11 protein-coding genes are annotated in these 12,865 nt (G+C 38.4%); 5 read left to right on the forward strand and 6 right to left on the reverse strand.

The window, feature by feature from the left end; translation table 11 throughout:
* Positions 1-13: 13 nt before the first annotated feature.
* Entirely contained in the window at positions 14-811 is a 798-nt protein-coding gene (gene pstB, locus AC5WOE_RS19020) for a phosphate ABC transporter ATP-binding protein PstB (RefSeq protein ID WP_496051351.1), read from the forward strand.
* 15 nt (positions 812-826) lie between these two features.
* Positions 827-1,573, forward strand: coding sequence for a phosphate ABC transporter ATP-binding protein PstB (gene pstB / locus AC5WOE_RS19025; RefSeq protein WP_496053247.1), 747 nt, complete (start codon positions 827-829; stop codon positions 1,571-1,573).
* 86 nt (positions 1,574-1,659) lie between these two features.
* On the opposite strand, the gene pnpS is transcribed toward pstB (AC5WOE_RS19025), so the two are convergent.
* The 4 genes from pnpS to AC5WOE_RS19045 all read right to left on the reverse strand — a co-directional run bounded on the left by pnpS (position 1,660) and on the right by AC5WOE_RS19045 (position 7,333).
* On the reverse strand, positions 1,660-2,730 hold the full coding sequence (pnpS, locus tag AC5WOE_RS19030; RefSeq protein WP_496051349.1) for a two-component system histidine kinase PnpS: 1,071 nt from the start codon (positions 2,728-2,730) through the stop codon (positions 1,660-1,662).
* 38 nt (positions 2,731-2,768) lie between these two features.
* On the reverse strand, positions 2,769-3,485 hold the full coding sequence (locus AC5WOE_RS19035; protein WP_496051348.1) for a response regulator: 717 nt from the start codon (positions 3,483-3,485) through the stop codon (positions 2,769-2,771).
* A 138-nt stretch (positions 3,486-3,623) separates the two neighbouring features.
* Positions 3,624-5,444, reverse strand: coding sequence for a translational GTPase TypA (gene typA / locus AC5WOE_RS19040; RefSeq protein WP_496053255.1), 1,821 nt, complete (start codon positions 5,442-5,444; stop codon positions 3,624-3,626).
* Between the two features lie 95 nt (positions 5,445-5,539).
* On the reverse strand, positions 5,540-7,333 hold the full coding sequence (locus AC5WOE_RS19045) for a hypothetical protein (protein ID WP_496053248.1): 1,794 nt from the start codon (positions 7,331-7,333) through the stop codon (positions 5,540-5,542).
* Positions 7,334-7,549: 216 nt separating this feature from the next.
* Between AC5WOE_RS19045 and AC5WOE_RS19050 the strand changes: the two genes are divergently transcribed.
* Entirely contained in the window at positions 7,550-7,885 is a 336-nt protein-coding gene (locus AC5WOE_RS19050; RefSeq protein ID WP_496053249.1) for a beta/gamma crystallin family protein, read from the forward strand.
* A gap of 572 nt (positions 7,886-8,457) precedes the next feature.
* Positions 8,458-10,074, forward strand: a complete 1,617-nt coding sequence (locus tag AC5WOE_RS19055) for a subtype B tannase (protein WP_496053250.1) — start codon at positions 8,458-8,460, stop codon at positions 10,072-10,074.
* Between the two features lie 225 nt (positions 10,075-10,299).
* On the opposite strand, the gene AC5WOE_RS19060 is transcribed toward AC5WOE_RS19055, so the two are convergent.
* Both AC5WOE_RS19060 and AC5WOE_RS19065 read right to left on the reverse strand, forming a co-directional pair.
* On the reverse strand, positions 10,300-10,446 hold the full coding sequence (locus tag AC5WOE_RS19060; RefSeq protein WP_496053251.1) for a hypothetical protein: 147 nt from the start codon (positions 10,444-10,446) through the stop codon (positions 10,300-10,302).
* Positions 10,447-10,594: 148 nt separating this feature from the next.
* Positions 10,595-11,644 carry a basic secretory protein-like protein gene (locus AC5WOE_RS19065; protein WP_496053252.1) on the reverse strand — a complete coding sequence of 350 codons (1,050 nt, stop codon included), beginning with the start codon at positions 11,642-11,644 and terminating at the stop codon, positions 10,595-10,597.
* A 200-nt stretch (positions 11,645-11,844) separates the two neighbouring features.
* Between AC5WOE_RS19065 and AC5WOE_RS19070 the strand changes: the two genes are divergently transcribed.
* Complete coding sequence (locus AC5WOE_RS19070; RefSeq protein WP_496051343.1) at positions 11,845-12,768, forward strand: S66 peptidase family protein; 924 nt, start codon at positions 11,845-11,847, stop codon at positions 12,766-12,768.
* The last annotated feature ends 97 nt before the right edge of the window (positions 12,769-12,865 follow it).

Below are 12,865 nucleotides of genomic sequence, written 5' to 3' on the forward strand. Positions count from 1 at the left end.
GAGGGAAGATAAAATGCTAGATTTCCCTTATGTAAAAAAACGAGACGCGGATCTATCGACCAACATCACGGTAAAAACAAACAAGCTAAATGTTTACTATGGCAGTTCTCATGCATTAAAAGACATCAATATTACCCTCTATGATAAAACAATTACAGCGTTCATCGGACCTTCCGGCTGTGGAAAATCAACTTTACTGCGCAGTGTCAATCGAATGAATGATACGATTCCAGGGGCAAAGATAACAGGAGATATTTTTATTGATGGAGTTAACATTCAAACGGAATCCATCCAAGCAACAGCCTTGCGTAAACATGTAGGGATGGTCTTTCAAAAACCAAATCCTTTCTATAAATCGATATTTGATAACATAGCCTTTGCTCTGCGAATACATGGAGTTCCCAAAAAAGATATCGAAGCGATTGTAGAAGAAAGTTTGAAGCGAGTAGGACTTTGGGATGAAGTAAAAGATCGCTTGCAGGATTCTGCCTTACAACTATCCGGCGGCCAGCAGCAACGACTTTGTATCGCAAGAACAATCGCGATGAATCCTAGCATTATCTTATTGGATGAGCCTACTTCTGCACTTGATCCGATCTCAACAGAAAAAATCGAACAATTGTTACAAGAGCTAAAACGCGATTTTACGATTGTGATTGTCACTCACAATATGCACCAAGCTGCTCGCATCTCGGATTACACTGCCTATTTCCATCTTGGGAACATGGTAGAAATAGGGCATACCGAACAAATATTTACAGCACCACAACAATCAAAAACACACGATTATTTAAGTGGGAAATTCGGCTAAAAGGGGGGATCATCGATGCTTGTAGTAGATCAGTTTCATGTGTACTATGGTGAAAAACATGCTTTAAATAACATATCGATAACCTTTTCACCAAATACAGTAACCGCACTGATTGGACCATCCGGCTGTGGAAAATCTACCTTGCTGCGAAGTTTAAACCGGATGAATGACTATATCCCTATGTTTCGGGCAGATGGCTCTGTCCGTTTAGGAGAAACAGAGATCTACGACACCAAAACCGATGTTGTCTCCCTTCGCAAAAGAATGGGGATGGTATTCCAACAACCCATCCCCTTTCCTTTATCAATCTATGACAATATCGCCTATGGGCCACGTATACATGGGATCAAACAAAAAAAGCAATTGGATGCTATTGTAGAAAAAACATTACACCAAGCACACTTATGGGATGAAGTAAAAGATCGATTGCACACTTCTGCATTGGGGCTTTCAGGCGGTCAGCAACAACGATTAGTTATCGCTCGTGTTCTTGCTGTAGAACCAGAAATACTCCTTTTAGATGAACCAGCTTCTGCACTCGATCCCATTTCTACAGAATACATCGAGCAACTGATTCTTTCCTTAAAAGAAAACTATAGCATTATCGTGGTTACACACAATATGCAACAAGCCAAACGTATTTCAGATCAGACTGCTTTCTTTTTACATGGAGAAATTGTGGAAGCAAATGAGACAGATATTTTATTTCAATCTCCTAGTGATCAACGTACAAAACGTTATCTTTCAGGACAATTTGGTTGAACAGCAAAAAAGCCAGCGAGTCTGCTGGCTTTTAATATGTCTTTTACCATAATAAAAAAACAAACCCAATCCTTTATTCGGGTTTGTCAGGTAACACTATATTTCAAAGGAAAACGCACTGTAAAAATACTCCCTTTGCCGACAGTACTTTCCACTTCTATCTCGCCATGATGCAGTTCTACCAAATGTTTCACAATAGCTAATCCAAGCCCTGTACCTCCTGAATTACGAGACCGTGCTTTATCCACTCGATAAAACCGTTCAAAAATTCGCGGTTGATCCTGTTCTGGAATTCCGATTCCCGTATCCATCACTTGCAGCATCCAGTGTCTCTCATCTTGTTTTACATTGACTGTCACTTTCCCGCCAACTGGTGTATAATTCATTGCATTCGCTAGTAAATTCACTAATATTTGCCTTACGCAATCCGTATCCATCTTGACCATCAGTGGTTCAATGTCTGTCAATAAGCGTAAATTTTTTGCTTGCATCTGTTCTATCAACGTTTCCACTACATCATGAACAACCAATTGTACAGAAATGATTTCCATCTTGATCGAAACTTGTTTTGATTCGATTTTGGATAAATCCAAGAGATCAGACACTAAACGCTGCAACCGTAACCCTTCTTTGTATATAATCTGCAAAAATTCTTTGCAAGTATCTGGGTCTTTTCGCGCACCATCTAACAATGTTTCTGTAAAACCTACAATGGAGGTAAGTGGTGTTTTTAACTCATGTGATACATTGGCTACAAAGTCTCGGCGCAATTCTTCCAAGCGGCGAATTGCCGTCAAATCACGAAAAATCGCCACAATACCAAACTGCTGCGAATTTTCTTCAATGGGAGTGAGACTCGCCTCTATTATTCTCTCTTGCGGATAAAACAGGGGGATTTCCAATCGGACGGGAATATTTGTCTCTATGCATTCGTTCAACAACGGACGAAAGTTATAAGCAGATAAGTATACATCGTAATGTTTCCCCATCATCTGTTCAACTGGTAAATCAAAGATACTTCCAAAAGCACGGTTTACTAATTTGATATATCCATGAGCATCTACCATCATCAAACCAGTATCCAGGGACTCAATCACACTGTTCATCCGATTGGTGCTCTCTTGCAAGTCAAGTATTTTCTTTACTAATGCTTCCAAACACCCACCCCCCAAATTGCATTTGCTTTTTCTCTCGCCTATTTTTCTTCTTTGCTCTCCAGCTTATATCCCACACCACGTACTGTCTTGATGTAAAGCGGCTTTTTTGAATCCAACTCAATCTTATCTCTTAGATGGCTGACATGAACATCTACGATACGTGAATCCCCTACAAAATCGTAGTTCCAAACTGCATTGAGCAATTGATCTCTCGATAATACTTTTCCACGATGGTTAGCAAGATAAATCAATAACTCAAACTCTTTTGGCGTCAGCTCGATCGGTACTCCATTTCTCATCACTTCATACCCATCTGTATCGATCAAAATATCGCCGATCTGAATACTTCTTTCTGGAGGCTTGGTGTCTTCATCACTTCTTCTGACTGCTTCCATGCGACGAAAAATTGCTTTCACTCTTGCAGTTAATTCTCGAATACTAAATGGTTTCGTCATATAATCATCTGCACCCAGTTCCAAACCGAGTACTTTATTAAATTCATCTGATTTTGCAGTTAACATCAAGATAGGGATATGTTCTTTTTCCGCACGAATACGACGGCAGACTTCTAATCCATCAAATCGTGGGAGCATCAAATCCAGCACGATCAGATCAGGCATATCCACTTTTATTTTTTGTAGTGCGATATCCCCATCAAGAGCACTATCCACACTAAATCCTTCTTTTGTTAAATTAAATTCAATCAATTTTACAATGGAAGGTTCATCTTCTACTACTAAGATTTTTTTCGCCATCTCATTCACTCCTACACTCGTGCTCTACTCCTAATCTTAAGAGAAAACATACGAAAAGGAAAGGTTATGAACGACTCCAGAAATAGTACTTTTTGGAGTGCCCTTTTCTTAACCTTCCCTTTTCCAAAAACAAATATATTATCTCTTTTGGCGATTGTGTTTTGCACGTTCGTTTTTGTTCAAGTATTTTTTACGCAGTCGGAATGTTTTTGGTGTTACTTCTAGTAATTCATCTTCTTTCAAATACTCAATCGCATCGTCAATCGTCATTTGACGCGGTGCATCTAGCTTGAGCGTTTCTTCCTTTGTAGCACTGCGTATGGAAGTCAGGTGTTTCTTTTTACATACATTTACTTCTAAATCCGTATCGCGGATATGTTGTCCAACGATCATCCCTTCATACACTTCTGTCCCAGGAGTGATAAACATTTGACCTCGATCTTGTGATGCATGCAAAGCATATGTTGTCGATGTACCCGTTTCCCAAGCAATGAGTGAACCAAAATCATTCGTCTGAATTTCGCCTGCATAAGGTTCATATCCAGCAAGTAATGTATGCATCTGTGCTTCCCCACGTGTAGCAGTCAGCAATTGTTGACGAAAACCGAGCAGACCACGCGAAGGAGCTAAATATTTGAACTGAATATTTCCGTTTTCGAGTACTGCCATATCTTGTAATTGTCCTTTGCGAATACCAAGCAGTTCAACTACTGCCCCTTGATATTCACTACTGACTTCGATATCTACTGTTTCCATTGGTTCCATCTTGCGCCCATCGATCTCTTTTAAGATCACTTCCGGTTTGCTCACTTGAAATTCGTAACCCTCTCGGCGCATGTTTTCGATTAAAATCCCAAGATGCAGCTCCCCACGACCAGAAACAATAAATTGATCCGAGGAATCGGAATCTTCTACACGCAGTGCAACATCTGCTTCTGCTTCCCGATAAAGACGCTCTCTCAATTTCCGGGAAGTAACAAATGTACCATCTTGGCCTGCAAATGGACTTGTATTGATTCCGATCGTCATCCGAAGAGTCGGCTCTTCTACAGTAATAGGAGGCAATGCCTCTGGATGCTCGGGATCAGCAAGCGTATCCCCGATACCGACATTTTCCACACCAGTGAGCGCAATAATATCTCCCGCCGTAGCTTCTTCCACTTCTACACGTGCGAGCCCGCGGTGAATGTAAACTTGCCCAACTTTGACATTGCGGCTAGTTCCATCAGCAGCTAATAGGACAAGTTGCTGATTTTTACGAATCGATCCGCGTTCCAATCTACCGATTACTATCTGTCCTTTGTACTCATCAAAACCTAGTAAAGTAGCTTGCATTTGAGTAGGACCATCTACGTCAACTTGTGGAGAAGGAAGCTGGGTGATGATTTCTTCAAACAAAGGCTCCAGTGTATCCGTTAGATTTTCATAGTCCATTCCAGAAACTCCGCTGAGTGCACTAGCATAAACAACGGGAAAATCACACTGCTCATCTGTCGCTCCGAGATCTACAAATAAATCAAATGTCTCATTGATTACTTCTTCTGGACGACGGTTATCCCGGTCAATTTTATTCACCACTACAATTGCTTTATGACCGCGCTCGATAGCTTGACGGAGGACAAATTTGGTTTGCGGCATCGGTCCCTCTACCGAATCCACTAATAAAAGCACTCCATCAACCATGTTCATAACCCTCTCTACTTCTCCACCAAAATCAGCGTGCCCAGGGGTGTCAACAATATTGATTTTAATTCCTTTATATTCAATCGCCGTATTTTTCGCTAGAATCGTGATTCCTCTTTCTCTCTCGAGTTCATTGGAATCCATCACACGATCTTCCACCTGTTGATTTTGGCGGAAAATGTGGCTCTGCTTTAACATCGCATCTACTAGTGTTGTTTTCCCATGATCAACGTGAGCGATGATGGCGATATTTCTTATTTGCTCTGCATTCATTATTCTGTTATTCCTTCCTTATACGCTTATCTATTCACAAAGGAGATCGTACCACAACTATGTCGCTTTTGCTACGAAAACCGCGAAAAAGAACGATTTTAACGATAAAAATGAAATCTTTTCTTTGAAACCAAACAGAAAAATAGATGAATCCAAACGACCTGAACGATGACAGCAATAGCTGTAATACTGACTCTATCGATACTAAAAAGAAAACTAGCTACAATAGCCAGACTCAAAGGATAGTAAAAAGAAATCCACCATTGTTTACTGCGTCTGTCATATAAAAACAATATCAGTATCAAGCTGATCAAACCTTTGAACAGAGTCAAGAAGAGAAAATGTATATCATTTACACCCATTCCATACGGAGAGCGTACGGTTAGCTCATAATTTTTATTTTCACCAACATATCCATTTAATATATGATCTTGATTGGAGATAAACTTTGGTGACTTTTCGATTTGATTGATCAACTTCGTTCCTACTTGCAGTTCCGGTGATGCATAAGTAGGATTTGTTTTCATCCAAGCTGGCACCATGTACAATACATACCGATCTGGAACAGCGTAATTAACATTTGCACTTTCCACGTTGCGAATTTCCGCATATACTTCATCCGCTACAACCATGACATCATACCCTGGGATAAAACTTCCTATTTTTGACTTCAGATGAAAAGCAGTTGGATATCCGATAAAAGCAATTGATTTTTCATCTATTTCACTCTTTTGCTGGTAAGGTGAGTTAACAGAAGTAAAAAAATAAATGGCTTCATTTTCTTTTAATTTTGTTGGTTTAGGTTGTCCCAACTGTTTTGCTACTTTTTCATACTGGGAATACGACAGCGTCAAGGGAGATCGTACTCCATTAGCTTCTTCAAGAACCAAAAAATCTACTTGCTGCTTGTGATAAGTTACCTTCTTTTGTTTTAATTCCTGTTCCAATTCCTGTTCATAAAGAGGCAATTTTGATTTATCTTGATACAGTGCTTCTAAATAAAAAGTAAAAGCATTTTCTTGATAATAATCTTGCTGAGTTTGATAACTCGTAAACAATACTTTCATGTCTTGTATCGAGGAAACGAAGGAAAGAACAGCCAAAAAAACAACTAAAACCTTCCCTGTTAAACCTCCAAAAAATCGCTGATTGGAAAAAATGGAAATATAACCGATTTTTCTATCTAGGATCACCAATAAAATAATGGCTCCAACAAAAAATACACCAAGAAATAGATAGAACCACTCACTTAGTCTTAAACGCTGACTTGCAAAAAAAGACACATATAGATTCAAGCCTGACAACAAAACCGCAGACACGATTACCCATGCATAGGATTGCCATCTTCCATAAGTATTCCATGCTTTTTTCTTTGGATATAGAAAAAAATAAATAAGTAGTGCACTAACTACAAAAGCAGGAATAAAAAGCAATGCTGATTTTCCGATGGCTAAAGCCTGAAATACAAACGGAAAAGTAGGAGTCTCCATCAAAATTCCAAATAACGGAAAAATCAATAAACTGAGTAACATTCCCATGATGATACTCATCAACCATGATACCAAGCCGAGCAAAAGATTTTCTCCAACAATTACGATGCGCATCTGTTTCCAAGAGACGTCATCTAACATATCTGGTGTAATTGTACTTCTTCTGCTTGCTATTTGATAAATAGTGGATAAGAGTAAAGAACCAAAAAACAGAAAACGAAGCTGATTGATATCTAAAATGTCGATTTCTTGTAAGTTGAGAAATTTTCCAAACCAAGGATGAAAAGTAAGCATCTCACTCCATAAATAAACCATTCCAAAGAAGGTATGTATACTAAAAAAGAGGAGATGTGGCTTGAAATTTTGTCTTATATTTCTCCAGATAAGCGATATATTAGCCAATAGATACTACCTCCTTTAAACATTTATTTTTTTATATTAATTTTAACAGAAATTGATAATACATAATGATGAAAAAAAGAAGTATTTTTTTCCTTTTCCCCATTCGAGCTATGAACGTTGAATATTTCTTGTATTCTTATAACTAATTCCCTTACTTCTGTTCTGCCTATGGTATTTTTAAGGAGAAAAGTAATAATCAACAAAGGAGCGTTTTCTATGAGGAAAATCTTTTTGATGCTAATGGCATTTTCTCTTGTGTATGTGTTGGTAGCACCAAGTCCTACTTTTGCTAACGGCGGTTCCAACTGTGTAACTTTATATTCAATGGCACACTTTAAAGGAATACATAAACGGGTATGCGGGAATAGAAAAGATTTGAGCGAAATAGGGTGGGATAAAAAAACCAGATCAATAAAAGTGGAAGATATAACAGTGTATCTTTATTTCGGCAAAAATTATAAAAATTATTACGGCGAAGGGAAACCTCACGATTCATTTTACGATCTGAAATTAGGTATTTCTTCCCTAAGATTTAACACCATAGAAGCATAGTTTTTCTAACAAATAAATATTAACCATTCACTCAAAAAAGCTCTGATCCATATGGATTAGAGCTTTGATTTATTAGAATCTATAACTTTCAAGAAAAACATAAAATTGGGGGGTGTTCCAGCCATTTGAAGAACTGGAACACCCGAGACCAAGTTACTTGAGTCGGAAGACTTTAGTCCTGAGAAGGCGTCTCCTCTTCAGGATTCTCATCAAGCTCGCCCTCTGCGACGTGGACTATTGTCTCTGCGTAATAGACAGGCACTTGCGCTGCATCTGCTGTTTCACCGAAGACATCCCGATTTGGCATCGTGATTTTCCTTGATCTCGATTACCACGTCTGGCGTGGATTTACTATATTGTATCAAATTATGTTCTGATTTTTCATCAGATTGATCTAATACCTTATTCTTAAAGGAAAAAATATAGCCGGCAAATCAATCTATGAAAATATGTAGTTTCTTTATTCGCGATACAAAATTTGGAAATCAAAAAGCACACCAAACAAATAAATTATTTTCTATAAATAAACAATACTATTCACATCTAAAACTATAAAAAAAGGTGTGAACGTATTGAATCAGAATCGCAAAATGATTATTTCTCTTTTCTTCACATGTCTGTTTCTCTTTTCTTTTGCTATGTATGGATGCAATCAAATGTCTGTGGAAACACCAAAAAACAATCTGAGTAGAACATCAAGAGAAAATACCAACTTAAAATATGAGAGAACCAGAGCATTCGATAACACAAAGATCACAAAAAAAAAACAAGACTCCTTAAGGATTAATCCCAGAAGATTCACAGACAAGATTCTGACCTTAAATGGTAAGACGATCTCCTATCGTGCCTACACCAACATCGTTTATGTCAAAAATCCAGTAGATACAAAATATCAGAGTATGAATATCTTTATTCCCAAAGCTTACTATCAAGGTAAGTCTATTGGCAAATACACGGCAGAAACTGCTCCCATCTTCTTACCTAATTCCGTAGGCGGTTATATGCCCGGACCGCCTGGAAGCCCTGGCAAAGGCATGGAAGGTAGTGTAAATGCAGCATTTGTCGCCTTATCAAAGGGCTATGTGGTAGCAGCACCCGGAGCACGCGGAAGAACCTTACAAGACAAAAACGGGAAGTATACCGGAAAAGCTCCTGCTGCTATCGTAGACCTAAAGGCCGCTGTTCGCTATTTGAGGCATAATGATAAATACTTACCTGGAGATGCGGAAAAAATTATTTCTAATGGAACCAGCGCTGGAGGTGCCCTTTCTTCTCTGCTAGGCGCTTCAAGTAACAACTTCGATTATGAACCTTATTTAAAAGCGATCGGTGCAGCTAATGAACGTGATGATATTTATGCTGTATCTGCCTACTGTCCCATTACAAATTTAGAACATGCAGATATGACATATGAGTGGCAGTTCAACGGTATACACACATACAAAAAGATGGCAATGTCAACAGCAAACGGACAGATCAAGAGATCTGAGGTCAAGGGTTCGCTAACGGCAAGTCAGATTAAAATCTCTGACAGGGAGAAAATGATGTTCCCGCCATATTTGAATTCACTGAAACTCAGAAAGAATGATGGAACTCCGTTACGATTGGACACAAATGGAAATGGTAATTTTAAAGATTACATCAAGTCTTATTTGATCCAATCAGCACAAAAAGCACTTGATAGTGGTACTGATTTGTCTAATAAAAAGTGGATAACGATCAAAAACGGAAAAGTCACGGATATTGACTTTGAAAAACAAGTGGCATATATGAGTCGAATGAAGACTCCACCCGCATTTGATGCATTAAATTTAAGCAATGCTGAGAATGAATTATTTGGTACTGCAACCATCAATGCAAAACACTTTACCGAGTTTTCAAAGAAACATAGTATCGTGAAAGGTTCGCTTGCTTCCCCAATAATGGTGAAAATGATGAACCCTACGAGGTACATTGGAGCACCGGGAACAACTACTTCAAAATACTGGCGGATTCGTCATGGCACAAAAGACAGCGATACCTCCTTGGCTGTCTCCGCCATCCTAGCATCCAAACTGCATAACAATGGTTATCATGTTAACTTCGCATATGCTTGGGATCGACCACATAGCGGCGATTATGACTTAGATGAGCTTTTTGCATGGATGGATAAAATCTGCCCTCCAATGAAACACAAAAATAAGCATTAATCTTAGAAAAAGCGTATCCCTTTTTGATATGCTCCCAAAAAAGCAGACAGATGAAATAATAAAATCTGTTTGCCTAAATTGGGGGCTTTTTTAATGGAGAAAAGTTCTAGTAAGTTAGTCGATTGATTCTTTTATGTAAAAAACTATATATTCGGAGGGTGATTCAGTCTTCACATGTAAAACTGAACCACCTGAGATGCAAGATCCAGAGTCTGATGACGGATCTTAGGAGGTCTCCTCCTCGGACGAAGAACCGTCACCATCACCCTCAGCTAAGCTCGCTTTGTTCGCGAGCAGTTCCGCGTGGCCGGCAACTGACTCTTGCTTGACAATAGCCTCTTCAACCAACCTAGCGTCACGGTCATCAGCCATGATTTTCCTCCATCTCGGTCACCACGATTACGTGGATTACACATTATATTGTAGCAAAATTTGCAATCCCTATAGGCAAAAAAATAATTTTCTTTTGAATCCTAGTGTTTAAAAAGCGCATTGCTGTTAGAGCAATACGCTTTTTAAATCAATAGTATTTATTCCCATAGTTAAATTCAAAATCGATATTCATCCCTTTTGGGATTTGAACATATAAGATATATTTCCCCTTATCTGGTTCCCCTGAATCTTTGCCGGATGGTTCAATCGAACTAATGGAATCTTGTTTTAAGGTCGGTGTAGTATACGTGTGAACTTCTTTTTCAGTACTTGAATCCACAATTTTGTAGCTTATAGCTCCTTCTGTGGCATTGTTACTGCGTGTGTGAATATAATTTTGCTTTCCTGGAGTGTAGTTAAACTCCATATATTTCACCCATGTACCAACGCCTGTCTCTCCATTGTACCTCGCTTTGTTATCTGCCACTTTCCAATCCAAACTCTCTACTGGACCAGGCTTCTGTTGATACTCTTTCCAAAGCTGATCCAATGTTTTCCCTGTGTATTCTTTGAATAAGTTATCCGAGTAATCATTATTTTGCACTCGTTGGTGGATTTTCAGAATACTGCCAGGGGACTTAATGTGATTGATCCACATGAAAAATCGAGCAGTTACCCGATAACTATCTGTGTATTTTTGACTTTCCTCCACCTTTGGAAATCGCCAACTATCCAGATTTGAATACCGATATCGAGCATAATCTGCAAAACCTTCTACAAACCAACTAGGAACTTTCACCCCATTTGGATAAGCTTGCAATATATGACACATCTCATGCACCAGCATTCCTTGATCGTCGGGATTGTTTTTCGCATAGTCAGGATGAATATAAATCGTATTACCAGAGGTATAGGCAATGGGGTAATTTTTATTTTTTTCGAATTTAACGAAAAATTCCTTTCGAGCCTTCTTAGGATTATATACATCTGCCATCGGAGAGTATGTACGTTTAAACGTTATTTCATATCGATTGACCACATCGTTAAGTTGATCATCATCGTACGTGATCGTCATTTTAAAGTCTCCGCTTTTGACTACTTTTGTAGCCGCATACACAGATGAAATGTTAATAGAGGCAAAGAAAACAAGTGTAAAGATAAACGAAATAATAAGATATAGTCCTTTGTTTTTTGACAAATGCTTCATCTCCTCTTGCAAAGTAACAATATATTCATAGTATAGAAAAATAAGTATATTCGCAATAACCTGAAGTAAAAATCACCTTATTCTCATATTTAAAAATACATAATTATATCGCTACATCCTGTCCTTGTATTGCATAAACCGATTATTCCATAAATATGATTACAGGGAGTAAGTTGGCAGGAGGTATAAATATGCCAATTAAACCCCCTTATTTACAAACAGGAGACACTATTGGGATTGTCACATTGGGAAGTCCCCTTGCAAGGAGTACTATAGATGCACGAATAAACGTACTTAGAAGCATGGGCTTTCAAGTACTAGTTGGACAACATGTGTATGATTACGAAGGAATTGTCGCAGCTTCTGCTACAGAAAGAGCAAGCGATTTGATGCAGATGTTTGAAAATCGCACAGTGAAGATGATTTTGCCTAGCCGAGGAGGTACAGGAGTTAAAGATATTCTCCCATACTTAGATTATAATGTGATTCAAAGAAACCCCAAGATCGTAACGGGATATAGTGATATCACAATACTCCTCAATATTTTATATCAATTTTCAAATATGATCTCATTCCAAAGCCTTCTACTCATCGATTTTAGACCAACTACTCCTACCTTTAACTATGAACAATTCTTTTCTACTGTTTCCGCTATCAACGAACAAAAAGTAATCGAAAACCCTCCTGGTATCCCTTTAGTGAGTCTTGTACAAGGAAATGTTACAGGACCAATTATTGGGGGAAATATAACATCATTTGTAGATACACTTGGAACTCCCTATGAGATTGATACAACAGGGAAAATTATCGTACTGGAAGAGATACATGAGGCAACGGATAAAATCTACCGAGACTTAACAAGAATGATCCTAGCTGGAAAATTTCAGGATTGCCTTGGTATTGTGGTGGGACAGTGTACAGACTGTCCGATTTCTTATGGAGATTCTTATGATGAGTTGATAGAGACTTTACTTGTTCCACTTGGGAAGCCGTTAATGACCAATCTACGGACAGCTCATGGAACATATAAAACGACTATACCGATCGGGGCAATGGTTAACTTAAATACATACAATAGAACATTGACGGTAGTAGAAACAGTTGTAAGCGGATAGAAGAGTGTAACATTCAGAAGAATTGAAGAAAGGACATCTTTTCCTAATCGTTTTCCTTTGATATTGGAATAATATTAATGCTTTTATAAATGACTCC

The sequence above is a fragment of the Shimazuella sp. NTD248 genome (assembly GCF_059510395.1).